We start from the raw sequence: 26,492 nt of genomic DNA, 5'->3' as shown, positions 1-26,492 counted from the left end.
GGGCCGGTTGGCCGAAATTTTACGGTCGTTGGGAATCTTCGGAGCGTGCCGTTCGTCCTTCTAACGGGAATTGGGGGCGGAATGGGCCACAGGAGCCGTATCCCGCACCTGGGCGGCGTAAAACAGCGCAAGCCGGGCAGCCACTGGAGAGTCGTGTCTTCGGACACGGGCGAGTGGTCCTGCCGGCGGTGGGGAGAGTGACACGGTGATGGGCACGGTTGAGCGGCGCGAGGCGACCGGTGACGGCGCGGCGACGGCGACGGCGACGGCGACGGCGACGGCGGAGCGGATCCCCGAGGCACGGGATCGCGACATTCCGGCGACCGACAGGGAGGCGACGGACGAGCGAGACGCCCGGCCCTACTACCGAACGTTGTGGGTGGAGGAGCCCGCGCAGCAACGCCGGCTGCCGGATCCGGTGCGTACGGCGGCGGTGCGCGCGGTGCTCGTCATCGCCGTGACACTGATCCAGGCGATGGTGGCCTTCCTGTGCACCCTGGCCGGCTCGTGGCTGGCGTTCCCCATGGTCCTCAGCAGCGTGGCCAGCACGGTGGTCGCCACCTGGGCCGCCCTGGACGTGTGGGTGACCCGCCAGGTGTGGAACCAACGCCACGGCGTCGTGTCGACCCCGAGCAGCACCGCGCGTGCCCTGCGGCGCGAGCGGCGCAGGGCCCGGCGACAGGAGCGGGCCACCGAGCGCGCCGAGAAGCGCATACGGAACCGGGGCGGCACGGGCCAGCTGTCCCACTCGTGACACTGCGCGGGCGGCGGCCGGTGAAGGCTCGGAGTGGGGCAGGCGCCGCCGTCGGAACTCCCCGCGTACGAGTTCCCGGCGCGCCCGCATAACGGGGCGTGGCCGGTCCACGAAGAGCACCGCGGTCGTACGGCCGTCCCGCACGTCCAGCGCCAGGAAGCCGCCCTCACGGGCGCCCCCGAGCAACACCGCGCGGGCCCTGCAGCGCGAGCGCGCCGATGAAACCACCGCCGATGACGGCGACCCAGCTGTGCCGCGGGTGAGTTCGGCGCGCGGGTGTGCATCCCGGCGAGGGCATCGCCCGGCAGGCAGTGCGCCGATGCACCGGTGGCGATGACTGCGCCGTCGGTGTAGCCGTTCCACCTCGCGAACGCTCAGGATTTCTGGAACCTGTGAGCGAACCCAGCCCGCGATGGCGTCGCGGGCGTACCGGAACGGTGGTGTGCTGGTTCCGAACGAGCACCACACCGGGATCTTCCACGAGTGGGTCCTTCAGCAGCTGGGAGGCGGCCATGCCGGATCTGTTCATCGACGGCGAGTGGCGGAGCGCGGTCGACGAGCGCACGCGTGAGATCCGCTGTCCGGCGGACGGCTCGCTGGTGGGGGTGGTGGACGAGGCCGGCGGCAAGGACACCGTCGAGGCGATCGCCGCCGCGCGCCGCGCCTTCGACGAGGGACCCTGGCCGCACACCGCCCCCGACCAGCGCGGTGACCTGCTGCTGCGCGTCGCCGACCTGCTGCTGCGAGACAAGGACGCACTCGCCCGCGCCGAGTCGCTGGACACCGGCAAGCGGCTGGTCGAGAGCGAGTACGACATCGACGACATCGCGAACTGCTTCCGCTACTTCGGCCGGACGGCAGCGAGCGAGACGGGTCGGGTCGTCGACACGGGCACGGAGGGCGTGGACAGCCGGGTCGTGTACGAGCCGGTCGGCGTCTGTGCGCTGATCACACCCTGGAACTACCCGCTCCTCCAGACGGCCTGGAAGGTCGCCCCTGCCCTGGCGGCGGGCAACACCTTCATCCTCAAGCCCAGCGAGCTGACCCCGCACACCGCCATACACCTGATGCGGCTGCTGGAGGAGGCGGGCGTGCCCGCGGGCGTCGCCAACCTGGTCCTGGGCGCCGGCCCCGAGGCCGGCGCCCCGCTCGGCGACCACCCGGACGTGGACCTCGTCTCCTTCACCGGCGGACTCCAGACCGGCCGCCGGCTGATGGCCGCCGCGGCCGGGACGGTGAAGAAGGTCGCCCTCGAACTGGGCGGCAAGAACCCCAACATCGTCTTCGCGGACGCCGACTTCGACACGGCCGTCGACATGGCGCTGACCGCGGTGTTCCTGCACTCCGGGCAGGTCTGCTCGGCGGGCGCCCGGCTGCTGGTCGAGGACTCGCTGCACGACCGGTTCGTCGACGAGGTCGTACGGCGGGCGTCGGAGATCCGGCTCGGGGGACCGTTCGACGAGCGGGCGCAGACCGGTCCGCTGATCTCGGCGGCGCACCGCGCGAAGGTCGAGGCCTATGTCGCCAAGGGTCTGGCGGAGGGTGCGGTCCTGCGCTGCGGCGGTGCGCGCCCCGACGGAGCGGACTTCGCCGACGGCTTCTACTACCTGCCCACCGTGCTGGACGAGTGCACGGGCGGCATGTCCGTCGTACAGGACGAGTCCTTCGGACCGGTCCTCACCGTCGAGCGGTTCGGCAGCGAGGACGAGGCGGTACGGCTCGCCAACGACACGATCTACGGCCTGGCGGGCGCCGTATGGACGGGTGACGAGGCCAGGGCCGCACGGGTCGCCGGGCGGCTGCGGATCGGCACGGTCTGGATCAACGACTACCACCCCTATGTGCCGCAGGCGGAGTGGGGCGGATTCAAGCAGTCCGGCTTCGGACGTGAACTCGGGCCGGCGGGTCTGGCCGAGTACCGCGAGCCCAAGCACATCTGGCGGAACACGAATCCCACGCCACAGGGGTGGTTCGCCTGACGTCCGGGTAGCAGCAGGCTCATCGACCGTCCTTGATCCAGGCGCCCGCAGGAGCCGCTCTCCCCGTTCCCCTGCCCACCAGGAGTCCGCTCATGACCCCAACTCAACAGCCGGCCGACCGGCAGGACGACGCCGAACTCGCCGAGTTCGGCTACAAGCCCGAACTCAAGCGCACCCTCGGCAACTTCCACACGTTCGCCGCCGGCATCAGCTACATCTCCATCCTGACCGGAACGTTCCAGCTGTTCTACTTCGGATACGGCAGCGGCGGCCCCGCCTACTGGTGGTCGTGGCCGATGGTCTTCGTCGGCCAGTTCATGGTCGCCCTCTGTTTCGCCGAGCTGGCCGCCCGCTATCCCGTCGCGGGCTCCGTCTACAACTGGTCGAAGAAGATCGGCAATCCGCATCTGGGCTGGCTGGCCGGCTGGATGATGCTGATCGCCTCGATCGTGTCCATCGCGGCCGTGGCGCTCGCCTACCAGCTGACGCTGCCGCAGATCTCCGACGTGTTCCAGATCGTCGGTGACGGCACGGGCAAGTACGACGTGGCGACCAACGCGGTCATCCTGGCCGCGGTGTTGATCCTGTTCACCACGCTGGTGAACGCCTTCGGCGTCAAGCTGATGGCCAACATCAACACGGCGGGCGTCTTCATCGAGCTGGTCGCCACCGTCGTACTCATCGTCCTGTTCGCCGTGCACATCACCCGCGGCCCGCAAGTGGTCATGGAGACCAACGGGACGGGCGCGGGGTACGGCGCCGGCTACCTCGGCGCGTTCCTGGTGGCGTCGCTGGCGTCGGCGTACGTCATGTACGGCTTCGACACGGCCGCCTCGCTCGGCGAGGAGTCCCTGGACCCGTCCCGGAACGCGCCCCGCGCGATCATCCGGGCGATCGTCGCCTCGTTCGTCCTGGGCGGTCTGATCCTGCTGCTGGCGCTGATGAGCGTGTCCAGCCTGAAGGGCGAGCAGCTGTCGACCGACGGTCTGCAGTACGTCGTCCTCGACGTACTCGGCTCGACGGCCGGCAAGGCGATGCTGTGGTGCGTGCTGATCGCGGTGACCGTGTGTGCGCTGGCCGTGCACACGGCGGCGATCCGGCTGGCGTTCGCGATGGCCCGGGACAACAACCTGCCCGCGTCCTCGATGCTGGCGAAGGTCAGCCCGCGCTTCAAGACGCCGGTGCTCCCGGCCGTGATCATCGGCATCCTGGCGCTGGCGATCCTGGTCGTGAACATCCGCCAGCCGCAGATCTTCACGGTCGTCACCAGCATCGGCATCATCATGATCTACCTCGCCTACCTGGGTGTCACCGTTCCGATGCTGGTGGCGCGGCTGCGCGGCAAGTGGCAGCCCGCGGGCGACGGCAAGTTCTCGCTGGGCCGCTGGGGGCTGCTGGTCAACATCCTCGCCGTGCTGTGGGGCGCGGGCATGACGATCAACCTGATCTGGCCGCGGGCCTCCGTCTACAACGCCACCGCCCCCTTCCACTGGTACCTCCAGTGGGGCGCCGTGCTCTTCGTCGGCGTGATCATGGGCGGCGGCTTCGCCTATTACTGGTTCATCCAGCGGCGCAAGACCGGGGTGCTCGCCGAACACCGGCTGGACGCCGCACCGGCGACCGGGCCCCTCGCCGCCCCGGCGGCCGACTGACATTCCGCAGCGGGCGTCCCGAGCGCACAAGGATGTCTCCGTACCAAGGAGGTCAACTCCCTATGAGTATCGATGAGTTCGACTACGTCGTGGTCGGTGGCGGCACCGCGGGCAACGTGGTGGCGGCCCGGCTGTCGGAGGACCCGTCCGTCACCGTGTGCGTCCTGGAGGCGGGGCCCAGCGACGTCGGCGACGACGACGTCCTGAAGCTGGAACGCTGGATGGGCCTGCTGGAGTCCGGCTACGACTGGGACTACCCGGTCGAACCCCAGACCAGCGGCAACAGCTTCATGCGGCACGCCAGAGCGAGAGTGCTCGGCGGCTGCTCCTCGCACAACTCCTGTATCGCCTTCTGGGCCCCGGCCGAGGACCTCGACGGCTGGGCCGCCGCAGGCTGTACGGGCTGGAGCGCCGCCGACCTCTTCCCGCTCTACCGACGGCTGGAGAACAACGACGCTCCCGGGGAGCACCACGGCCGCACGGGTCCGGTGAAACTCCGCACAGTGAAGAGTGAGGACCCGTGCGGTACGGCCCTGTTGGAGGCATGTGCGCAGGCAGGGATTCCCCGCACGGGTTTCAACACCGGCAAGACGGTCATCCGGGGCGCCAACTGGTTCCAGATCAACTCCGACGAGAACAACATCCGTCAGTCGTCGTCGGTCGCCTACCTCCACCCGGTCCTGGGCAAGCGGCCCAACCTGGAGGTACGGACGGGGGTGCGGGCCAAGAAACTGGTGCTGGAGGGCCGGCTCTGCGTCGGCGCCGAGTATCTCGACCCGGACCTGATCCACACCCGGACGGTACGGGCCCGGCGCGAGGTCATCGTCTCGTGCGGCGCCATCGACTCACCGAAGCTGCTGATGCTGTCGGGCATCGGACCGGCCGCGCATCTGCGCGAGGTCGGCGTCGAGGTGGTCGTCGACTCGGCGGGCGTCGGCGAGAACCTGCAGGACCACCCCGAGGGCGTCATCATGTGGGACGCCAAGCAGCCCATGACCACCACGTCCAGCCAGTGGTGGGAGGCGGGCATCTTCTACGACACCGAACCGGGCCTGGACCGGCCGGACCTGATGTTCCACTACGGGTCGGTCCCCTTCGACATGAACACCGCACGCTGGGGCTACCCCACATCGGAGAACGCCTTCTGCCTCACCCCGAACGTGACCCGCGCGAAGTCACGGGGCACGGTGCGGCTGCGCACCCGTGACTACCGGGACAAGCCGAAGGTGGATCCGCGGTACTTCACCCATGAGCACGATGTCCGGGTGATGACGTACGGCCTGCGCCTGGCCCGGACGATCGCATCGCAACCTGCGCTCAGCGGCTGGGCGGGCGCGGAACTCGCCCCCGGCCCGGACGTCCGGACGGATGACGAGTTGCTGGACTACATCCACAAGACCCACAACACCGTCTACCACCCGTCCTGCACGGTGAAGATGGGCCCGGACGATTCCGCTCCGCTGGACGCGCGGTTGCAGGTGAAGGGGGTCGAGGGGCTGCGGGTGGCGGACGGGTCGGTGATGCCGGATCTGGTGACGGTGAATCCGTGCATCACGACGATGGCGATCGGCGAAAAGTGCGCGGACTTGTTGAGGGAGGACTCTCGTCAGGTCTGAGGCACAGGTCTCTTGAACATCCGCGTCGCCGTGATCTCGCTGTGTCCGCCTTCCCCGGCGGGAGCCTGCGGCAGTCCCGGCCGGAGGTGCTCCTCCACGCTGATGTACTTGAGCCCGGCCCGCAGATCCGCGTCATTGCGCAGCCGGATGACCAGCGGGAACTCCGCCAGCGCGGTCGTGTCGAACAGACCCGTCGTGTAGAGGAGTTGGACACCGAGCGCATCCGACACGGCCCGCTGCAGCTCCAGCAGATACGTCGCGTTGGCCCGCCCGATCGGGTTGTCGAGGAACAGCGTGCCCGCGTGCCGGTGCTTGTCGCGCCCCCGGTCGTTGCTTCTGAGCGCGGCCATCGTGCAGTACAAGGCGATGGCCGCGGTGAGCAGCTGACCACCCGAGAACACGTCGCCCATCTGCCCCACCGGCACCCGCTCCGCACGCAGCACCGCGTCCGGCTTGAGGATCTCGACGGCCACACCCTTCGGCTGCAGCGCCGCCGCGACTCCCCGCAGCAGCAAGGACATCCCGTCCCGGCGCAGATCGGAGTTCTTCTTCACCGCGGCCCGCGTCGCCTCGTCGATGACCTCGCCGAGCCGCTCGGTGAGCGTGGCCTGGTCGGGCTCCTCGAAGCGGATGCGCAGGAACTCCTGCCCGGACCACTCCCCCAGCCCCTCGGGCAACCGCGACAGCCGCTGGGCGGACCGCAGAGTCGCCAGTGCCGACTCGACGAGCCCGCGGAGCCGGTCCACGATCGAGTCCCGGTTCCGCTCCAGCTGCGCCAACTCATCGGTGAGCACCCGCAGTCGGGGCGCGAAGGCGTCCGCCCACTTCTGCGCGTGCTCGGGCAGCGCGGCGGCGGGTAGTTCCCGGATCTGCTGCCGCGCGGGCGTCCGTACCTGCTCGTACCGCGTGGAGTTGGCATGCCGGACGAGCACATCGCTCGCCTCTCGTACGGCGGACTCGGCGGCGGACAGGTCGGCGGCGCAGCCCCGCAGGGAGCGCCGTGCCTCGGCGCCGGACTGCCGTGCCTCGTCCAGGCTGCCGGGATACGGCTCCTGCTCGTCCTGTTCCTCGTCCGAGGTGTGCTCGCGCAGCAGGTCACGCAGCATGGCGGCGATCTCGTCGAAGCCGCCGGCGGCGTCCTCGGCGGCCCGGTGGGCACCGAGGAGTTCGGCGTGCGCCTCCCGGGCCTGGCTCAACGCCTCCGTGCGGGAGGCGAGTTCGGCGGTGGCCGTCCGCAGCAGGGCCTGCGCATGCTCGGCGTCGCGGGGCACCAGCTCCTCGGGCAACTCGGTGTGTGCCTCGCCGTCCTCGGGCGCGTGCCGCTCGGCCTCGCCGCGCAGCCGCCCCAGTTGTTCGCTCGCGCTGGACATCCGGGTCTCCAGAAGCTGCACCAGCTCCTCGGCCCGGGCTACGGCGGCCTGCCGGGAGGGCCCGTCGGAACCGTCCGGGGACTGAAGCAGCTGCTCCGCGCGCGTGCGGACCTTGTTGCTGAGCCGGTCGAGTTCGGCCCGCGCCGCACTCTCGTCGCTCTCCGCGCGGGCCTGCTCGGCCCGCAGATCGGCGTCGACGCCGACCTTCTCGTACAGCTGCGATGCGGCGCGATAGGCCTCGCGGAGGGCGGGAAGAGACGACGTCGGAGCATCCGTGTCGGCTTCCGGTACGTCGTCGGGGGCGCCCGCGATCTCGGCGCGCTCGGCGCGCAGCGCACGGGCGGTGCGGCGGGCGTCGTCGGCGGCACGCTGGGCGGCACGCCGGTCCTCGTCGGCGGCGCGGGCCCGCTCCAGACAGGCCTGGGCGCGGGCCTCCGACTCGGTTGCCTCGTCGGCGAGTTCGCGCAGCTTCACCTGCCAGCCGGACCGTTCACGCAGCCGGAAGGCGAGCCCGGCGAGGGCGTCGGCGGAGCGGCGGGCGCGCTGGGCGGCCTCCTGCCGCTCGTCCCGTACCTGTGCGGCCCCGGCGGCGGCTTCGTCGGCCTCCGCCCGGACGGTGCGCGCCTCGGCCAGCTCGGCCTCGGCCTCCTCGGCGAACGCGCGTGTCTCCCGGGCCGCCTCCGCCAGCTCGACCAGCCGTCCGGCCGGGCAACCGGTACGCCAGGACGCCAGGCGCGCGGTCAGTTCCCGGTCCTTGCCGAGCCGTGCCGCAAGCGTCCGGATCTCCTCGTCCCGCTCGGTCGCCCGCGCCCGCAGCGCCTGCCGTTCCTCGTCAGCGGCGTGCTCGTCGTGCATGGCGGGGTTCGGCGGTACGAGGAAGACGTCGCCGCCGCTCGCGTCGGGTGCCGGAGTCGGGGCGAGCAGGGCAGCGGCCGTACCGACCGCGACGGCGGACCGCGGCAGCAGCGCCGCCTCGCTCAGCGCCTCGCGGGCACGCGCGTGCGTGGCGGGGTCGGTGATGATCACGCCGTCGACCAGCTCCGGCCGGGCGGCCAGAACGCGCGCGTGATCGGCGGGGTCCACGGCCTGCGCGAGATACCGCCATCCGGGCAGCGCCGGGATGCCGTGCTCGCCGAGGAACTCCACGGTGGCCAGCACGTCGGGCCCGGGCGGCAGCAGTCCGCCGTCACCGAGCGCGCCCAGGATCCGGGCATCGTCGGCGGCAGCGGTCCGCAGCTCGAACAGCTGGCGCTCGGCGGAGGCGACGGCGGCGTCGAGGAGCTGACGGAGGTCGTCAGCGCAGCGGTCGAGCTCCTCGGGGGTGAGGAGGCCTTGGGTGAGGGGACGCGGGGTCGTCAGGCCGACCCGGGAGCGCGGCTCGGCGCCATCGCCGTTCGCAGACCTCGTGCCTCCGCCGGACGCACCACCTCCGGCTTCGACGGACGGCTCGCTTCCGGCGCGCGCGTCCCCGCCGCCGTCACCCGCCTCGCCACCGTCGCCCCCACCGGACGCGCCACTCCCGGCCCGCGCGGACCCGCCGCCACCCGCCTCCCCGCCATCGCCTCCACCGGACGCGCCACTCCCGCCACGAACGGACCCGCCACGTCCAGCCGTGTCGGAGCGCTCACGCCCAGCTGCACCATCCGCCCCCGTCCGGGGCCCCGGAACCGTACCCACCGCTCCGGAGACACCGGTCAGGCTCAGCAGCGCCGCCAGCCGCTCCTCCACCGCGAGGCCCTCGGCGAGGCGGCGTTCCGCCTCGTACGACCGTTTCGCGGCCGTTGCCGCGTCTGCCGCGCGGGCCGCCGTGAGTTCCGCGCGGGACTCAGCCGAGGCCGCTTCCCGGGCGTGCTCGGTGGCCCGGTGGGATGCCTCGCGTGCGGTGTCCCAGGAGGCGACCGCCGTCTTCTCGGCGTCGCTGGCGGCGAGCGCGGCCCGCGCGGGATCGGCGTCGGGCGCGCTGTCGTCGAGCCAGCCCGCACGCACCGCCTCCGCGGTCTCCTGCTCGACCTCGGACAGCCGCTGTCGCAGATGCCCGGCCTCGCTGCGAGCGCGCTGGGCTTCCGTGGCGGCGGAAGTGGCGTCCCGGTGGGCGGACTCGCTGACCTCCTGGAGCGCCGCCGACCGCTCCTCCCCTTCGTTGGCCAGTGCTTCGGCGCCGTCCGCGGCCGCGTGCAGAGCCCGTACGAGATCGACGGCGGCCTTGGCGCGCGCGGCGAGGGCCGGTGCGGCGTCACGCTCGGCCTCCTGGATGGCGGCAGCGACCCTGGCCACCCGGTCGGCGGCGGCGCGGTGCCGCAGCACCGCCTCGGCGGCCTGCCAGGCGGAGTGCAGAGTGCGCGCGTCCGCAAGCTCCCGCTTCTGCGCGGCGGCCGACTTCTCGGCGCCGGCAAGCGCCAAGGAAGCGTGCCGGTAGGCGAGTTCGGCGGCGATCAGCGCACTGCGCTCCCGCGCGCCCTCGGCGTGCGTGACGGCCTGCGCGGCGCCGGTGACCCGCTGGGCGAGGTCGGCGGCGCGCACCCGCTCCTGCGCACCACGCGCGGACAGCCGCCGGGCCAGCGTCCGGGTCCGCCGCTCGGCACCGGCATGGATGTCACGCGCGCGTGCCCGCGCCTCGGCAGCCTCGACGATCCGCCCCAGCAGGTCGACCGACCCGGCGGTGAACTCACGTTCGGCGATCAGTTCCGCTCGCCGCCCCAGCTTGTTGCCGAAGCCGCCGACCAGGTCGGCGAGACCGTCGGTGTCGCGTGTATCGGTCACCGCCCGCAGCAGGAGATCCGTGAAGTCGGAGTCCTTCTTGACCGCGAAGAGACCCGCCGCCTCGCCCTCATCGGAGTTCATCTCCCGCTGGTAACGGAAGAGTTCGGGGTCGAGACCGAGGTCGCCGAGATGCTCGATCCACCGGTCGTGGATCTCCTCCCAGTGCACCTCCAGATGCGGATACGCCTTCCCGGCCTCGGTGAGGGCGTCCCGGAAGCCCTTCATGGTGCGCCGCCGCCCCTGCGCACCGGACGCGCCCTCGGCGGACGGCCGTACGGCGGTGGACTCGGCGACCGGCAGATTGTCCAGGCTCAGCCCTGGCCCCGGCCGGAACGAGTACCAGGCCTCGGCAAACTTCCGCGGATCGTTCGAAACCTGCCGCCCGCGCCACTCGCTCACCTTGCCGACGACGACGCACTCGCCCGTCAGCACGTGCTGCCACTCCAGCGCCACATGCCCGCAGTCGTCGGCGAGCAGGAACTTGCGCAGCACACCGGAGCTGGCGCCGCCCAGCGTGTTCCGGTGCCCCGGCAGCATCACCGAGAAGATCAGTTTGAGCAGGACGGACTTGCCGCCGCCGTTCTCCAGGAAGAGCACACCGGCCGGCGCGGGCCGGCGCGGCGGGCCGACGGGCTCCTCCTCGAAGAACTCCGCCTGCGTGGGCGCGGGGTCGGGCACGGGCTCGCCGACTCCCCGCAGGTCAAGCACGGTGTCGGCGTAGCGCGCACCGGCCGGACCGATGGAGTAGAGGCGGACCCGGGACAGCTCGTACATGGCGGACTCTCGTAGTCGTGAAGGCAGTCGATGCGGTCAGGAGTGGAACGGCAGCCCGGCGTCGGCCACCAGCTCCGAGTCGTCGGACTCCTCGGCGGGCAGCAGCGTCGGTGTCCCGTCGGTGACCGGCACGACGCCCAGTTCCAGCAGCTCGGCCATGGCCGCACTGCCCGCCATGTCACGCACCTGGAGCTGATACCGGGCCGTTGTCCGATACGTCCCGCCGTTGTCGTCGCCCGTGCGCTGCAGAAACCCGGAGTCGGTCAGGAAGGCGACGGCCTTGCCGATGATGCCGGTCGTCGAACCGGCCAGTCTTCGCGCGTCCTTGGTGGCACCGGTCGCACTCCGTCTCACCCAGATCCGCCAGGCGGCCTCAAGGCCGGGCGCGTCCGTGGCCGGATCGGTGTTCTCCCCCCGCACCTCGGCCCGCTCCTCCAGCCGCCGACAGGCCTGCCGTACGAACGCATCGACCCCGTTGACCGTGATCCGCCCGATGTACCCGTCATCAGCAAGGTCCTCGGGCCGCGGGAACGCCATGGCGGCAACGGCGAGATGAGCGAGCCCATGCAGGAACCGGTCCCCGGAGTCGGCGGAAGTCCGGCGGGCATAATCCCCCATCCGCACGGCGAACACCGAATCCTCGGCAGCGGTAACGGCCATCCCCGCGCGCGGAGACACCTCCAGCACGACGAGACCGAGCCCGGCGGCAACAGCATCAGCAAGCCGAGCGAACGACGGATCCTCCCGATACCGCCGCAGCAACTCGGCATACTCCTGATCCCGCGCCGGCTGCAGTTTCGGCTGCAACCCAAAGGCAACGAGCCGAGCAGCGTCAGCGGCATCGGCAGGCGTGACGGCGGGCGCCACCGGCGCGGAGGCGGCCACCTCCGGCTCACTCCAGTCGACGTGCTCGGTCACGATCGAAACTCCTCGGGCATCTGACAAACAGGGGGCAGAACAAGGCTTTTAGGGGCGCGGGGAACTGCGCGACCAGCCACAGACCACCCGCACCCGGCAGACATCACGCGGCCTCACTCCGATCCGCCGCCATCCCCACCGCATCCAACAAAGCCGTCCCCACGATGAGGTCCGCACCCCCGAACTCGGGATCATCCAGCTCGGTCCCGTCGTCCACGGCGAACAGCAGCTTCTCCTCACCCTGCCGGTAGGCAGTGCCCACAGGCGGACTGGCTGCATGGACTGCCAACAGAGCCACGAGATACGGCAAGTCGGCATCTCGCTTACGCGCCTCAACAAGCAACCCCGACAACCGCCGGGGGGCATCCGCAGGCAGATCTAGCAGCTCCATCGCCGCAGCCAACTGCTCCTCACTGAACCGACTGTCATCCGGCGTGGCAATGAGATCCGGCTCAGGCATCTCCGCACCGAGATGCTCCCGCTCCACCGGCGGAGTCAGCAGTATGTCCACCAGGTCCCCCACCCGAACGGACACCGGAGTACGCAACCCGGTCCCGCGAGCGAAGAACGCATCCGTGACCCGAACCGCCCGCTCCAGCTCCAACGGCAGCACCGGCGCGACAAGATGCCCGTACAGATCGATCCCCGACGACGCCATCGGCGTGGCGAACGCCTGCCGGTCCTGCTCCGCCCGGAACAGCGGCCCTGCCTCCAACAGTCGAGACTGCAACTGCGTATGCCGTCGAATGCAGTCCTTCACGATGTCGACCAGCTCGGCCGCACGTCGCTTGTGTTCGGGGTCCTCCGACTCGTCCCGCGCCTTGCGGATGTTCGTGAGGATCGCGTTCTCGTGCCGATAACGGTCGGCGACATGCTCCAGCGCCTCGGCGATCATGTCGGGTACGGCGCTGAGCCAGTCGACGGCGCGCACATTGCGCCGGGTGGCATCCAGCGCCCGCCGCAGCGTCTCGGAGTACTGCACGGTCCGATACCGGGCCTGCTCGGCGGCGAGCTGCGCGTCCGCGAGCCGCCCCCGGTTGATCAGCACCTCCAGCTTGACCTCGGCGGCGATCTGGGCGCTGGTGACGTCGGTGTCGAGGGCGCCGACCAGCACATTGACGGCTTCGTCCGTCGTACGGAGATAGACGCTGCCGCCAGGCCCCGGCACCTCCTCGATCAGCTTGAAGTCGTAGTCCCGCCGGACATACGTACCGTCCGGCGCGAAAGTCCCGTAAACCGCGCGGAAGCCGCGATCGACGCTGCCGACATTGATCAGGTTCTCCAGCACCCACCGGGCCACCCGCTCATGCTCGACGACGGGCCGCTGCGGGGCCTGCGCGGCGATGCGCGGGATGAGCCGGGCGACGATCTGATCGTGGTCGGCGCCGGTGTCGAAGTCCATGTTCAGCGTGACGAGGTCGATGGCGGAGAGGGCGACCTCGGCCATGCCGTACACCGAGTACTCGCCCGCGAGGTTGGCCTTGCGGGCGTCCAGGTCGTGCAGCGGCGCGGTGCAGGCGAGCGCGCGCAGCCGCCGCGCCAGTCCCTCGTCGGCGGCCGGGCCCAGAGCTGGGCGCGGCCCCGCGGTGAACTGGGGCGGAACACGGTCCGTCGATGCAGGCGAAGTCACGGTGCACAGACTAAGTCCTCGGTCTGACAACGCCCCAAACGACTCAGATGGACCCCGGCGTCACGGTTGTCACACCCCCAGGACCTGCTATCCGTCCTCGCCCACCCGCCGCAGATACACCTCGACCACCCGCTCCAGCGAGTCGTCGAGATAGACCGCGAGCAGCTTCTCGGCCTCGACCGGCTCGCCCGCCTGCAGCGCCTGGAGGATCTGCAGATTGCGCGCCAGGTACGGCTCGTGCAGCCGCCGCGGGTCGTCCACGACATGGAACGCCAGCCGCAGTTCGGCGAAGACGCTCCGCATCAGCTCGTCGGTGCGCTCGCTGCCGGCGAGCGCGACCAGCTCCCGGTGGAAGTGGATGTTGGCCGTACCCAGCCCTTTCCAGTCACCTTCGCGCGCCGCCCGCTGTCCCTCGGCGACGGCCTCCGCGAGCCCGTCCACCGCGTACGGCGGTTCGCCGAGTCCCCGGACGACGGCGCATTCGACCAGGCCGCGGGTGCGGTAGATGTCCTCGACATCCTCGACGGTCAGCACCCGGACGAAGACGCCCCGGTTCAGCTCGTGGACGAGCAGCCGTTCATGGGTGAGCAGCCGGAACGCCTCGCGCAGCGTGTTGCGGGAGACGCCGAGCGCGCCGCCGATGCTGTCCTCCGACAGCCGTGTCCCGGGCGGGAAATAGCCCTCGGCGATCCGGCTCCTGAGGATGTCCGAGACCCGTTCCGCGGTGCTGGTGCGCCCGAGGAGGGCGCGATCGTCGGCCAGTCCCGACAGTTGCTCGTCCATGCCCGGAATTCAACAGCAGACACAAGAACGAAACAACATAGGTATTGAAGGATCGTTGAACGATCCTCTACGTTGCTACGAACGGCGTCACCGTCCCGCTCACGACGGCGCCCATGGCTTCCGCACGGCCCGGCTCAGTCCTCACGCACTCTCCGTCCTCCCTCTGCGAGGTGCCCATGAGCACGACCCCTCCACCGCAGGCCCTGACCAGCGACGCCCACCCGGCCACAGATGAAAACACCGCCGACGACGGCGCGTTGGGCTGGCTGCGCGCCCTGGGTCCGCGCGGCCGCCGCGCCTTCGCCGGCGCGTTCGGCGGCTATGCCCTCGACTCCTACGACTACTTCACACTGCCGCTGAGCATGGTCGCGCTGGCCGCGTACTTCGGCCTGAACAGCGGCCAGACCGGCCTGTTCACCACCGTGACGCTGCTGGCGTCCGGCATCGGCGGCGCCCTCGCGGGCGTGATGGCCGACCGGTTCGGCCGGGTCAGGGCACTGATGATCACGGTGATCACCTACGCGGTCTTCACCGTCGCCTGTGGCTTCGCCCCCAACTTCGAGTCCCTGCTGGTCTTCCGCGCCCTCCAGGGCCTCGGCTTCGGCGGTGAGTGGGCGGTCGGCGCGATCCTGGTCGCCGAGTACGCGAGCGCCAAGCACCGGGGCCGCACGCTCGGCGTGATCCAGAGCTCCTGGGCGGTCGGCTGGGCGCTGGCCGCGATCATGTACACGTTGGTGTTCTCCGTCATGGACGACGATCTGGCCTGGCGCGTGATGTTCTGGACCGGAGCGCTGCCCGCACTGCTCGTCGTCTGGATGCGGCGCCAGGTGCAGGACGCGCCCGAGGCGATAGCGGTACGGCAGAAGAGCGCGGGCAAGGGCTCCTTCAAGGCGATCTTCAAGCCCGACCTGCTCCGCACCACGATCTTCGCGATGCTGCTGTCCACCGGCGTCCAGGGCGGCTACTACACGCTGGCCACCTGGGTGCCGACGTACCTGAAGACCGATCGCGGCCTGTCGGTCGTCAACACCGGCGGCTATCTGACGTTCCTGATCTCCGGCGCCTTCCTCGGCTATCTGACCGGCGGTTACCTCACCGACCGGCTCGGCCGCCGGCGCAACATCTGGCTCTTCGCGCTGCTGTCCGCGGTCTGCATCGTGGCGTACGGGAACATCCCGAGCGGCGCCAACACCCTGCTCCTGGTGCTCGGTTTCCCGCTCGGGTTCTGTATGTCGGCGATCTTCAGCGGCTTCGGTTCCTACCTGAGCGAGCTGTACCCGACCGCGGTGCGCGGCGCGGGACAGGGCTTCACCTACAACGCCGGTCGCGCTGTGGGCGCCATCTTCCCCACCACGGTCGGCTTCCTGGCCGACAGCTGGGGCGTGGGCGGAGCGCTGGTCTTCGGGGCGATCGGATACGGGGTGGCAGCGCTGGCGCTGCTCGGGCTGCCCGAGACGCGCGGGAAGGAGCTCGAGTGAACCGCACGGAAGACCGCCCCTTGGCCCTCGTCGACGGGCACGCGCACGCGTGGAGCCCGAGCAACGCCCGCACCCGTTTCCGCGCGGGTCTGACGGGCCCCACCGCCGGGGTCGCCGCGGGCCACACGCAGGCCAATCTGATCGCGGTGCCCGCGGACTGGGCGTACGACCTGGTGGTGTTCTGCCAGCGCAACCCGAAGCCGTGTCCGGTGCTCGACATCACGGATGCCGGTTCCTTCACGACGGTCCTCGCGGACGGCGCCGACCTGCGCACCGATCTGCCGCGCTACCGGGTGTGGGAGAACGGCGAGTTGGTGGACGAGCCGACGGATGTGCGCGGACACTGGCGGGACGATCTGGTGTCGGTCCTGATCGGCTGCAGCTTCACCTTCGAGTGGGCGCTGGCCGAGGCGGGGGTCCCGATCCGCCATCTCGAACAGGGCCGGAACGTCCCGATGTACGTGACCGGCCGTCAGTGCCGTCCGGCGGGGCGGCTGCACGGCCCCATGGTGGTGTCCATGCGCCCGGTGCCACCGGAACACCTGGCGGCGGCGATCCGGGAGAGCAGTCTGCTCCCGGCGGTGCACGGCAGCCCCGTGCACTGCGGCGATCCGTCGGGGCTCGGCATCGGCGACCTCGCCCGTCCCGACTTCGGTGATCCCGTGGACATGGCCCCGGACGACATCCCGGTGTTCTGGGCCTGCGGAGTGACTCCGCAGGCCGCGGTGATGGCCTCACGACCGCCGTTCGCCATCACCCACGCACCGGGCCAGATGTTCCTCACCGACGCCCGCGACGAGCAGTTCCGCGTGGGATGAACAGCAGTGGGATGAGCAGCAGCACGAGAACCAGAGGAGACCGATGACCGCGATCGATCTGAACGCCGACCTCGGCGAGGGCTTCGGCCGCTGGCGGCTCACCGACGACGAGCAGTTGCTCTCCGTCGTCACCAGCGCCAACGTGGCCTGCGGCTTCCACGCCGGGGACCCGGTCACCATGCGGCGCGTGTGCGAGCTGGCGGCCGAGCGCGGGGTGCGGATCGGGGCACAGGTCGCCTATCGGGATCTGGCGGGGTTCGGGCGGCGCGCGATGGACGTGCCGCCCGCCGAACTGGCGGCCGAAGTGGCGTACCAGATCGGCGCCCTGGAGGTGTTCGCCCGCGCGGCGGGCACGCGCGTGTCGTACGTCAAGCCGCACGGCGCGCTCTACAACCGCGTCGTGCACGACGAGGAGCAGGCCCGGGCGGTCGTCGACGGCGTGCTCCTCGCGGACACCTCGCTGCCCGTGCTCGGGCTGCCCGGCTCCCGGCTGCTGGAGCTGGCCGGGAAGGCCGGACTCCCGGCCGTCACAGAGGCGTTCGCGGACCGCGCGTACACCGACGAGGGCACGCTCGTCCCGCGCGGGCAGGACGGCGCGGTGGTCACCGACCCGGACACCGTCGTGGAACGCTCGGTGGGACTGGCCCGCCTCGGTGTCGTCACGTCTCACTCCGGGGCGCAGATCGACGTACGGGCCCAGTCCTTGTGCCTGCACGGCGACACCCCCGGCGCGGTGGAGCTGGCCCGCCAGGTCCGGCACAAACTTCTGGAGTCGGGTGTCCGGGTGGAGGCCTTCGTATGAGGGTGCTGCCTGTCGGTGACGGCGCCCTGCTCGTCGAGGTCGCTTGCGGGGACGAGGCACAGGCCCTGCACGCGGAGCTGCTGCGGCGCCGTGCGGAGGGCTCCCTCTCCGTGGGCGAGATCGTCCCCGCCGCCCGTACGGTCCTCCTCGACGGCCTCGCCGACCCGACCCGGCTGGCCGCCGAACTGACCGCCACCGCAGTACCGCCCGCTCCCCCACGCACGCGTGACGTGATCGAGCTCCCGGTGCGCTACGACGGTCCGGACCTGGCCGACGTGGCGGCGCACTGGGGTGTGCCCGAGCGGGAGGTGGCCCGTATCCACGCGGAGACCGAATTCCGCGTCGCCTTCTGCGGTTTCGCGCCCGGCTTCGGCTACCTGTCCGGTCTGCCGGAGCGCTACGACGTCCCACGCCGGGCCACGCCACGCACTGCCGTCCCCGCCGGCGCGGTGGGACTCGCGGGCCCCTACACCGGCGTCTACCCGCGCTCGTCGCCCGGTGGCTGGCAGCTGATCGGCACCACGGACGCCGTGCTGTGGGACCACGCGCGCGTGCCGGCCGCGCTGCTGTCACCGGGCACGCCCGTCCGTTTCGTTCCGGTGGGGCCCTCATGACGGACCGTGCGCTCGTCGTCGTACGAGCCGGTGCCCTGACCACCGTGCAGGACCGCGGACGTCCCGGGCACGCCCACCTTGGCGTGCCCCGCTCCGGCGCCCTGGACGGGCCCGCGGCGGCCCTCGTCAACCGCCTCGTCGGCAATCCCCCCGAGGCCGCCGTACTGGAAACCACCCTCAACGGCTGCGCCGTACGCCCTCGTTCGACAGTCACCGCGGCGGTCGGAGGCGCCCCCTGCCCCGTCACCGTGGACGGCCGCCCCGTCGCCTGGGGCACACCGGTACGCATTCCGGCAGGGTCGGTGCTGGACATCGGCTCCGCCGTCTCCGGCGTACGCAGCTACCTCGCCGTCGCCGGCGGCATCGCCGTCGACCCCGTGCTCGGCAGCCGCTCCACGGACCTGCTCTCCGGCCTCGGCCCACCACCCCTCACGGACGGCACGGTGCTGCCCCTGGGACAACCCCTCACGCCGCACGCGCGCGTGGACGCGGCTCCCCACCCGGCACCTCCGGCCGAACTGATCCTGCACGTCACCCTCGGCCCGCGCGACGACTGGTTCACCCACGACGCGATCCGCACCTTCACCTCACAGCCGTACCGCGTCTCCACCTCCAGCAACCGCATCGGCCTACGCACCGAAGGCCCCGCCCTGGAACGAGCCCTGCCTGGCGAACTCCCCAGCGAGGGAATGGTGCTGGGCGCGGTCCAGGTACCCCCCGACGGCCACCCAGTGATCTTCCTGGCCGACCACCCGACCACCGGGGGCTACCCAGTGATAGCGGTAGTCCGCCCCACCGACCTCCCACCCGCCGCCCAGGCAGCTCCTGGAACCCAGGTCCGCTTCATACCCGTACGCCGCCACTGACCCCCTGCGGTCCTGCCTTACAAACGCCGGGGGCGAACCGCGCCCCGTCAGGGGCGCGGGGAACTGCGCGACCAGCCACAACCAACCCGCAGATCCAAACGGCGCCCACCCGCCCCGGCTACGCCGCGTCAGGTTCCGGCCGCTGCTCCAACTCCATCGACAGCGCAGCCAGCGCAGCGGACACCGCATGCGCCGCCCGCAGATCGAGCTTCGCACTCGTCCCGCGCGCCCGGTGCCTCATCTCGTCGACGGCCAGCGTCAACAGGTTGGGCAACAGATCGGTGCACCGCCGGATCACCCAAGCCGTACCCGCCGTGGCCAGCCACAACAGACTCGCCGACCTGGTCGGCGGCGCGAACTCCGGCGCGGGCGAGGGCGCGAACCCCTTCGCGACACCCCTCTCGGCCAGCAGCCCGTGGAACCGCAACGCCAGCTCCCGGTGCCCCCGCTCGCTGGGGTGCAGCCGGTCCGCGCTCCAGATCGCCCGGTCCTGGGCCCATTCCTCCTCGGCGGCGTGCAGATGCACCGCGCCGTACCGCTCGGACAGCGCGTGGACCACCGTGTTGACCGCGCGCTGCCGCCGAGCCAGCGGGCGGGCCAGTGACCCCGGCAGCCTCAGCATCGAACCGGGGTCGGGCAGACAGGCGGTGAGGACGATCGTGCCCTGGGCGGCGAAGGCCGCGTACACCTTGTCGAGCCGTTCGGCCACGGCGTGGATATCGAAGGTGTAGCGCAGCGTGTCGTTGACGCCTATGACGACGGACGCCACGTCGGGCCGCAGGTCCAGCGCGGCGGGCAGCTGACGTTCCAGCACATCACGCGTCTGCGCCCCGCTCACGGCGAGGTTGGTGAACTGCGCGGGCTCCACGCTGAGCCCGTCGGCGAGCAGCGCGGCCCAGCCGCGCCAGACCTTCCCGACGGGATCGCCCACCCCTTCGGTGAGCGAATCCCCGAGGGAGACGAAACGCAGCGGTCTCATGTCACACGCTCCGGCACGACCCGGTGCGTCTGTCCTGTCACCACCGCGTCGTGCGCGGCGAGGAACGATTCGACCGCCGCGCCCCATCCGAAACACTCGGCACGCGCGCGTGCGGCCTCCCGGCGGTCCGCCTCGGACCGCTCCAGCATCATGTCCACGGCGTCCGCGAAGGCCGCCCCGCGGTCCGCGGCGGTGGCCCCGGCGGAGCCGATCACCTCCGGCAGCGCCGACGAGGCGCTCGCCACCACGGGCGTGCCGCAGGCCATCGCCTCCAGCGCGGCGAGTCCGAACGTCTCGGCGGGCCCGGGCGCCAGGCACACATCGGCGGACGCCTGGAGCGCGCCCAGCGCTCCCTTGTCGTTGAGGTGCCCCAGGAAGGTGACCGGAAGCGAACGCTCCCGCGCCCGCTGCTCGAGACGCTCCCGCAGGGGACCGTCACCGGCCACCACCAGCCGCACCCGGCGCCCGCGCCGGACCAGCTCGTCGACGGCGTCGATCGCGGTGCTGGGCCGCTTCTCCACCGACAGCCGGGAGCACATCACCAGCAGAATCTCGTCCACGCGCGCGTACTCCTCGCGCAGACCCGCATCCCGCAGTGCGGGGTGCCGTTCCATCACATCGACGCCCAGCGGGGCCCGTACGACATTGCGTGCCCCGATCCGCACGAACTCCCGCTCGGCGAACTCGGTGGTGCACACGACCCGCGAGTAGGTGTGCGCCGTACGGACGTTGAGGGCGTCGGCGGTCCGTCGGGACAGGTTCTCCGACAGGCCCCAGGTGCGCAGCACGCCGTCGGCGGTCTCGTGGGAGACCATCACGGCGGGGACCCGGGCGCGACGCGCCCACTTGCCGGTCCAGCGCAGGGTCGTACGGTCGGAGACCTCCAGACGGTCGGGGCCCAGCTCCTCCAGGAGCTCGGCCACGCGCCGCTTGTCGATGAGCACGCGGTAGCCGCCGGTGCCGGGCAGCAGCGGCCCGGGCAGGGTGATCACCCGGCCCTGCTCGGTCTCCCGGTCGGAATACCGCTCACCGGGCACGATCAGCACCGGCTCGTGCCCGGCCGCCTTGAACCCTTTGCCGAGCTCGCGCAGGGCCGTGCGCAGACCGCCTGAGGCGGGCGCGACGAAGTTCGCCAGCCGGACGATGCGCAGTGACTCGTTCACGCCGCCACCACCGTCTTGTTCCGTGTCTTGAGCACCTGGGCATAGTGCCCGATGAGCTGGTCTCCGACAGCCGCCCAGGTGCGTCCCTCGACCATGTCGCGCGCGGCGGTGCCGTACGCGGTGCGCAGCGCGGGGTCGGCGGCCAGCTTCTGGACCGCGTCCCGTACGGCGGCCGCGTCACGCGGCGGCACCAGCAGCCCGGTGCGCTCGTGGGCGACCAGGTCCAGCGGACCGCCCGCGGCGGGCGCGATGACGGGCACACCGCTCGCCATGGCCTCCTGGACGGTCTGGCAGAACGTCTCGAAGGGGCCGGTGTGCGCGAACACGTCGAAGGAGGCGAAGATCCGGGCCAGGTCGTCGCCGGTGCGGCGGCCGAGGAAGACAGCGCCCGGCAGCGCCTCGGCCAGGTTCGGCTGGCTGGGTCCGTCGCCCACGATCACGACGCGGACGCCGGGCAGCTCGCAGGCACCGGCGAGCAGTTCGATGTGCTTCTCGGGGGCGAGCCGCCCGACGTAGCCGACGATCAGCTCGCCGTTCGGCGCGAGTTCCCGGCGCAGCGCCTCGTCCCGGAGGTCGGGGCGGAAGCGGACGGTGTCAACGCCGCGCGGCCACAGCTTCACCCGGGGCACGCTGTGCGCCTCCAGGTCGCGCAGGGACACGCTGGACGGCGCGAGGGTCAGGTCGGCGGCGGAGTGGACGGAGCGGATACGACGCCAGGCCGCGGCCTCGCCGGCGCCGACGTAGGTGCGGGCGTAGCCGGCCAGGTCGGTCTGGTAGATGGCTACGGCGGGGATGCCGAGCCGGGCGGCGGCGGCCATGCCGCGGACGCCGAGGATGAAGGGGCTGGCCAGGTGGACGATGTCCGCGCGGTGCTCGATGAGCGCGGCGGCGAGGCGTCGGCTGGGGAGAGCGACGCGCACCTGGGGGTAGCCGGGGAGCGGTAGGGAGGGGACGTGGACAACGGGGCACGGCGCGAGGCCGGCCACCTTGTTCCCGGGAGCGGGAGCGGGAGCGACGACGAGTGGAGCGTGACCGCGATCGACGAGGTGTCGGGCGGTCTGGAGCGCGCAGTGGGCCACGCCGTTCACGTCGGGGGGAAAGGATTCGGTCACGATGACGACACGCATACCGGTGTTGTCGCCGCACTGGACGTGGCCGCGTCAACGTGGATCTTTCCCGGCGGCGAACGACTCGTGAGCGTTCCGCTGTCCACCCAAGCAGGCCAGATCTCGTCCATACGACCCTGACTCGCGAGTCATCCCGTGTTCACACAGCGGGCGCGTCGGGGCCGATCCGGCTGCGTACGGCTGTCTGGACTTCGGCCTCCTCGGCCGGGTCCGCGGCGAGTCTGCGCAGTTGGTCCACAACCCGGGTGTCGCCGGTCTCGGCGTGCCGGGCGGCGATCTCCCGGGTGGATTCCTCGCAGTCCCAGAGGCATTCGACGGCGAACCCGGCGGGGAAGGAGGGATCGGTGGCGGCGAGGGCCCGGGCGGCCCGTCCGCGTAGATGGGATGACGCCGTCTCACGGTAGATATGCCGCAATACGGGCGCGGCACAGGCGATTTCAAGCCGCCCGGCGCCGTCCGTCAGGGTCCACAGGGTCGGTGCGTCGGGCCCTTCGCCCCGCACGGCCTCCCGCAGCGCCCCCAGAACCAGGTCCCGGTCCCCGGTGCCGCCACGGCACGCGAGCACCCGCCCGGCGGCGGCACCCAGGACGTCGGGCCGCCGGGCCCAGCCCCGGGCCCGGTCGACGGCGGCAATACTGCGCATACGTTCGAATGTGCCGACGGCGGCCTCCACGACGGCCGTCGATCCGGTGGTCACGGCCCGCTCGATCAGATCGAGGGCATCCGGATCGTTGCTGTCGGCGAGATAGCGCAGCGCGGTGCAGCGGGCGCCCTCGGTGCCGTCCTTGGCGGCGGCGACGATGTCCGGCCGATCCTCGGGGCCGGCCACGGCGGTGAGACAGCGGGCGGCCGGAACATGGAGCGCCACTCCGCGCTCCACGCCCTGCTGGGCCCACTCGAAGACGGCCTGCACGCTCCACCCGGGACGCGGTCCGGTCGGGCTCATCTGACGCTGCCAACGGTCGAAACAGCCGGTCTCCTGGGCGGCACGCACGCGCGTGGAGATCGATTCGCGCGGATCCTCGGCCCACAGGCGCCACGGCCGTGGCTCGAAGGCGTCACGCACGGTGGCGGCCAGCTCGGCCTCACCCTCGGCATCGGCGGGGAAGCGCGCCAGGACGGGGGCCGCGAGGGCACGCAGTCCGGCGTCGTCGTCCCGCAGGGCGAGCTCGTCCAGCGCCCAGGCCCAGTTGGAGCCCGTGGCGGCATACCTGCGCAGCAGTTCCAGGGCGTCCCGCCTTCCGTACGAGGCGAGGTGACCGAGGACGGCCAGGGACAGCCCGGTGCGTGACTCCTCGGTGTCGAGGGTGTCCTCGACGTCGAAGAGGTGGGCCTCGATCTCGTCCAGCTCGCCGTTCAGGTCGAGGTAGAGACGGGCGTAGTACAGCGAGCGGTTCTCCACCTGCCAGTCGTGGCGGGGGTCGTGCAGCACGCAGTGGTTCAGGGCCGCGAGCGCTTCGGCGCGCGGGGCGGTGAGCGCGTGCAGCGTGCCGTCGCCGCGGCCCCGCTGGAGCAGGCCGAGCAGCGTACCGCTGGGCGCTATGACCGGATCGAACATGGGAAACAGCCTCACATCAAGCGTCGACGCAACCGGGATCTTGCTCTACCTGGCCGCGTGACAACACGTCGGGGCGCCCGCCGTTTCCTGCTTGCTGTAAGCCATCTTCCTCTGCCTCTCGTTGGTGGGCCCGTGCGGACCGCTCACGGCCCGCGCGGTGCGGCAACATCTGCCCGGCCATCGCGTCCGTGAATCACGACGTCATGATGACTCGGCAGTTCTGCCTGCCGCGACCGAAATTTCGGGCGGCCCCGTACCGCCTCCCCCGTTGTTCGTTTCCTGCCTGCTTCAGATTTCCGTTTTGCCTGGTCAGGGCGGTCGGATCAGTGTGCGCCGAACAACTCCAGCAGTTCGGCCTTGCCGAACATCCGGGCTGTGTCGATGGCCGACGGAGTACCCGCGGCCGGGTCGGCGCCACCTTCCAGGAGGGCTCGGATCACTTCTTCCTCGCCCTTGAAGACCGCCCCGGCGAGGGGCGTCTGCCCCCGGTCGTTGATCCGGTCGGCCTCGGCGCCCCGGGCCAGCAGCGCCCGTACCGCGTCCGCGTGCCCGTGGTAGGCGGCGAGCATCACCAGGGAGTCGCCGCGGTCGTTGGTGAGGTTGGCCGGTACACCCGCGTCGACATAGGCCACGAGCGCCTCGGTCCGCCCCTGCCGGGCAAGATCGAAGATCTTGGTCGCCAGCTCCACGACCTCGGGGTCGGGGCCTTCAGTCATCGGCCGGACCGCCTCTCACTAGTACGGGTGAATCGCCAGCGTACTGGCTTCCCGGGCACATGACCGGGTGCGCGCGGGGCAATGATCATCGCAGGACCGCGCCGCGCGATCCGACCTGCCCGAACCGCCGATGAACGCTGCGCCGGGTGGGGGAAATCAGCCGGAATTCACCCAGTTGCACCTTTAATAGTATGGATACATCCTGTGAGCCTGGAAGTACTCATGGTGACTGTCCCCGCGAACCAGGAGAACTCACATGATTCTGTCCATCTCAGGCGTGGTCCTGCTCGGCATCATCGTCTTCCTCTTCTTCAAGAAGGACGGACTCAAGGCCTCCCATGCCCTGGTGGCCGCACTCTTCGGCTTCTACCTGGCGAGTACGGCCATCGCCCCGAGCATCAAGGCCGGCGGCGAGAGCCTGGCGAGCCTCCTCGGCGGAATCAAGTTCTGACGCCGCCCTCCCGCCCGTACGCATCTCCAGGAGACAGCAGTGGCCCGCCGCCCCCTCCCCCGCATTCTGAGCAACGGCAGCGCACAGCTCGCCCGGAGCCGGGAGCTGGCCCGGACGGCGGCCGACAGCGCCACCGATGTGCTCCACCCGCTGATCACGATCACCCGCGGTCTGCGCCGGCTGGCAGCGGCCGGACGGCGCAAGTGGGCCGACACCGCCAAGGACCGGCGCGGACCGCTGCTGTTCCTGGTGGCCTCGGTGATCCTGGTCGTGGCGCTCCTTCCGTACGGCCCACTGCTGGCCGTCATCACCGTGATGGCGGCGGCAGCCTGGCAGGGCCGGGACCGCACCCGGCCGACCCCGGACGGCCCCGACGAGTCGCAGGCCAAACGCCTCCAGGCGCTGTACGAGGCCCTGGTCCCGTACTTCTCGACCGCCGAGGACCCCGCGCCCCTGTATGCGCACGGCGGGGCATGGGAGAAGGCCTTTCCGACCTACGGCTTCGACGGCACCGGCCGCGTCAACCACCTGGTGATCCGCTACCCGGCGTACTTCACGGACGGCGAGGCCGAGGCCCGGGCCCGGATCGAGTATCTGATCACCGCCAAGTCGGGCCGCGGCCGCGAGTACCACTTCACCTGGGACGAGGAGGGCAACCTGCTCACCGTCACGGTCCTCGCCCCGCTGCCGACCGACATCGCCGCCCAGCGTTTCGTCACGTCCCCCGGCGAGACCGTCCTCGGCTTCACCGACCCCATCCAGGTCCAGCGCACGCTCCCCCTCACCTTCGGTGAGGAACAGCGCGATGTCCCGCCGGTGGTCTGGCGCACCGGCGTCCGCTCGACCGAGCCGCACCTGCTGGCGGTGGGGCAGCCGGGCAGCGGCACCTCGACCCTGCTGCGCTCCATCGCCCTGCAGGCCCTCCAGCACGGCGACGTACTGATCGTCGAGGGCGGCGGCACCGGCGAGTACGCCTGCCTCATCGGCCGGGACGGTGTGCTGGCCGTGGAGTGCGCACTGGCCGGGGCACTGGCGAGCCTGGAGTGGGCCTCCGCTGAGACGGAGCGCCGCCTGATCGCGGTCAATCGCGCGCGCCAGGCGGGCCACCCGCCGCCGGACGACACCAAGCGCCCCCTGTGGATCCTCCTGGACCGCCCGAGCGCCTTCACCCACGTCGCCGCCGCGGACGGCCGCAAGGACCCGCAGTCCCTGCTCCAGGTCCCACTACGCCACGGCCGTGCGGCGAACGTCACCGTGGTCGTGGCCGACCAGTTCGACAGCCTGGACACCCTGAGCGATCCGGTACGACAGCACACCCGCGCGCGGGTCGTCCTGGGCCCCGCCACAGCCGACCAACTGAAGACGGTCCTCGGCACACCCCCGCACACCACCCCCGTCACCCACGTCCCTCCGGGACGCGGCTACGCCCGCCTGGGCACGGGCCAGGTCCACCGCCTCCAGGTCCCCGCCACCCCGGACCCCTACGACGACACCACAACAGAGGCCCACCGCCAGGCGGTACTGGCGCTCCTGCCCCCGAAGACAACACCGGCAGACGCGGAACCGGAACAACTGCCGGAAGCGCCGGAAGAGTCGGATCCGAAGCAGCTCACCGAAAAGGCGGCGGCAGTGGAACCCGCGTAGCCGAGACGTCAACCCAAGCTGCGCCCACCCACACGCACAG

Annotated in this window: 21 protein-coding genes and 1 pseudogene; 13 read left to right on the top strand and 9 right to left on the bottom strand. The window is 71.3% G+C overall.

Going from position 1 to position 26,492, the window contains the following annotated elements:
• The first annotated feature begins 208 nt into the window (after positions 1-208).
• The 5 genes and pseudogenes from KCH48_RS36520 (at position 209) to KCH48_RS36505 (ending at position 6,001) form a co-directional block, all read left to right on the top strand.
• Complete coding sequence (locus KCH48_RS36520; protein WP_210581467.1) at positions 209-754, top strand: hypothetical protein; 546 nt, start codon at positions 209-211, stop codon at positions 752-754.
• Between the two features lie 357 nt (positions 755-1,111).
• Positions 1,112-1,325 (top strand): annotated as a pseudogene (locus KCH48_RS42600) (SRPBCC family protein); the annotation flags it as partial.
• Positions 1,267-2,733 carry an aldehyde dehydrogenase family protein gene (locus KCH48_RS36515; protein ID WP_210581422.1) on the top strand — a complete coding sequence of 489 codons (1,467 nt, stop codon included), beginning with the start codon at positions 1,267-1,269 and terminating at the stop codon, positions 2,731-2,733. The pseudogene KCH48_RS42600 and the gene KCH48_RS36515, both read left to right, overlap by 59 nt.
• Before the next feature lie 92 nt (positions 2,734-2,825).
• Positions 2,826-4,385, top strand: a complete 1,560-nt coding sequence (locus tag KCH48_RS36510) for an APC family permease (protein WP_210581420.1) — start codon at positions 2,826-2,828, stop codon at positions 4,383-4,385.
• 62 nt (positions 4,386-4,447) lie between these two features.
• The gene (locus tag KCH48_RS36505) at positions 4,448-6,001 is read left to right on the top strand and encodes a GMC family oxidoreductase (RefSeq protein WP_210581418.1); all 1,554 of its coding nucleotides are present in this window, start codon (positions 4,448-4,450) and stop codon (positions 5,999-6,001) included.
• On the opposite strand, the gene KCH48_RS36500 is transcribed toward KCH48_RS36505, so the two are convergent.
• From KCH48_RS36500 to KCH48_RS36485, 4 genes are all read right to left on the bottom strand, one after another.
• A complete protein-coding gene (locus KCH48_RS36500; protein ID WP_210581416.1) occupies positions 5,992-10,905 on the bottom strand; it encodes a hypothetical protein in 4,914 nt (1,637 codons plus the stop codon). The two genes, KCH48_RS36505 and KCH48_RS36500, sit on opposite strands and share 10 nt — an antisense overlap.
• 36 nt (positions 10,906-10,941) lie before the next feature.
• Complete coding sequence (locus KCH48_RS36495) at positions 10,942-11,823, bottom strand: hypothetical protein (protein WP_210581414.1); 882 nt, start codon at positions 11,821-11,823, stop codon at positions 10,942-10,944.
• A gap of 103 nt (positions 11,824-11,926) precedes the next feature.
• The gene (locus tag KCH48_RS36490; RefSeq protein WP_210581412.1) at positions 11,927-13,453 is read right to left on the bottom strand and encodes a hypothetical protein; all 1,527 of its coding nucleotides are present in this window, start codon (positions 13,451-13,453) and stop codon (positions 11,927-11,929) included.
• Between the two features lie 87 nt (positions 13,454-13,540).
• Positions 13,541-14,236, bottom strand: coding sequence for a GntR family transcriptional regulator (locus KCH48_RS36485; RefSeq protein ID WP_210581410.1), 696 nt, complete (start codon positions 14,234-14,236; stop codon positions 13,541-13,543).
• Between the two features lie 176 nt (positions 14,237-14,412).
• Between KCH48_RS36485 and KCH48_RS36480 the strand changes: the two genes are divergently transcribed.
• Genes KCH48_RS36480 through KCH48_RS36460 form a run of 5 tightly spaced genes read left to right on the top strand, consistent with a single transcriptional unit; the run spans position 14,413 to position 18,814 of the window.
• Positions 14,413-15,714, top strand: a complete 1,302-nt coding sequence (locus KCH48_RS36480; RefSeq protein WP_210581408.1) for an MFS transporter — start codon at positions 14,413-14,415, stop codon at positions 15,712-15,714.
• Positions 15,711-16,532 carry a putative hydro-lyase gene (locus KCH48_RS36475; RefSeq protein WP_210581406.1) on the top strand — a complete coding sequence of 274 codons (822 nt, stop codon included), beginning with the start codon at positions 15,711-15,713 and terminating at the stop codon, positions 16,530-16,532. Before KCH48_RS36480 ends, KCH48_RS36475 begins: the two co-directional genes overlap by 4 nt.
• A gap of 43 nt (positions 16,533-16,575) precedes the next feature.
• A complete protein-coding gene (locus KCH48_RS36470) occupies positions 16,576-17,334 on the top strand; it encodes a LamB/YcsF family protein (protein WP_210581405.1) in 759 nt (252 codons plus the stop codon).
• Positions 17,331-17,948: a 5-oxoprolinase subunit PxpB gene (pxpB, locus tag KCH48_RS36465; protein WP_210581403.1), complete on the top strand. Its 618-nt coding sequence runs from the start codon at positions 17,331-17,333 to the stop codon at positions 17,946-17,948. Before KCH48_RS36470 ends, pxpB begins: the two co-directional genes overlap by 4 nt.
• Positions 17,945-18,814, top strand: coding sequence for a biotin-dependent carboxyltransferase family protein (locus KCH48_RS36460; protein ID WP_210581401.1), 870 nt, complete (start codon positions 17,945-17,947; stop codon positions 18,812-18,814). The genes pxpB and KCH48_RS36460 overlap by 4 nt, the downstream gene beginning before the upstream one ends.
• A 118-nt stretch (positions 18,815-18,932) precedes the next feature.
• Here the strand turns inward: KCH48_RS36460 and KCH48_RS36455 are convergent, their stop codons facing one another.
• Genes KCH48_RS36455 through KCH48_RS36445 form a run of 3 tightly spaced genes read right to left on the bottom strand, consistent with a single transcriptional unit; the run spans position 18,933 to position 22,083 of the window.
• Positions 18,933-19,793 (bottom strand): SGNH/GDSL hydrolase family protein, encoded by an 861-nt coding sequence (locus tag KCH48_RS36455; protein ID WP_210581399.1) that lies wholly within the window; start codon positions 19,791-19,793, stop codon positions 18,933-18,935.
• On the bottom strand, positions 19,790-20,956 hold the full coding sequence (locus KCH48_RS36450; RefSeq protein WP_210581397.1) for a glycosyltransferase: 1,167 nt from the start codon (positions 20,954-20,956) through the stop codon (positions 19,790-19,792). Before KCH48_RS36450 ends, KCH48_RS36455 begins: the two co-directional genes overlap by 4 nt.
• The gene (locus tag KCH48_RS36445; RefSeq protein WP_210581395.1) at positions 20,953-22,083 is read right to left on the bottom strand and encodes a glycosyltransferase family 1 protein; all 1,131 of its coding nucleotides are present in this window, start codon (positions 22,081-22,083) and stop codon (positions 20,953-20,955) included. The genes KCH48_RS36450 and KCH48_RS36445 overlap by 4 nt, the downstream gene beginning before the upstream one ends.
• On the opposite strand from KCH48_RS36445, the gene KCH48_RS36440 reads away from it, so the two are divergent.
• A complete protein-coding gene (locus KCH48_RS36440; RefSeq protein WP_210581477.1) occupies positions 21,985-22,203 on the top strand; it encodes a hypothetical protein in 219 nt (72 codons plus the stop codon). The genes KCH48_RS36445 and KCH48_RS36440 overlap by 99 nt on opposite strands.
• A gap of 19 nt (positions 22,204-22,222) precedes the next feature.
• Here KCH48_RS36440 and KCH48_RS36435 read toward each other — a convergent pair whose 3' ends face one another.
• Both KCH48_RS36435 and KCH48_RS36430 read right to left on the bottom strand, forming a co-directional pair.
• Complete coding sequence (locus KCH48_RS36435) at positions 22,223-23,641, bottom strand: HEAT repeat domain-containing protein (protein WP_210581393.1); 1,419 nt, start codon at positions 23,639-23,641, stop codon at positions 22,223-22,225.
• Between the two features lie 323 nt (positions 23,642-23,964).
• Entirely contained in the window at positions 23,965-24,357 is a 393-nt protein-coding gene (locus KCH48_RS36430; protein WP_210581391.1) for an ankyrin repeat domain-containing protein, read from the bottom strand.
• Between the two features lie 256 nt (positions 24,358-24,613).
• Between KCH48_RS36430 and KCH48_RS36425 the strand changes: the two genes are divergently transcribed.
• Both KCH48_RS36425 and KCH48_RS36420 read left to right on the top strand, forming a co-directional pair.
• The gene (locus KCH48_RS36425; protein WP_015661880.1) at positions 24,614-24,808 is read left to right on the top strand and encodes a hypothetical protein; all 195 of its coding nucleotides are present in this window, start codon (positions 24,614-24,616) and stop codon (positions 24,806-24,808) included.
• Between the two features lie 39 nt (positions 24,809-24,847).
• Positions 24,848-26,452: a hypothetical protein gene (locus tag KCH48_RS36420; RefSeq protein ID WP_210581389.1), complete on the top strand. Its 1,605-nt coding sequence runs from the start codon at positions 24,848-24,850 to the stop codon at positions 26,450-26,452.
• Positions 26,453-26,492: the final 40 nt, after the last annotated feature.

This window comes from Streptomyces sp. GESEQ-4, from assembly GCF_017948455.1.
Classification (GTDB): domain Bacteria; phylum Actinomycetota; class Actinomycetes; order Streptomycetales; family Streptomycetaceae; genus Streptomyces.
The sequence above is the reverse complement of the archived record's forward strand: the minus strand, read 5'-3'. Positions and strand labels throughout refer to the sequence as shown.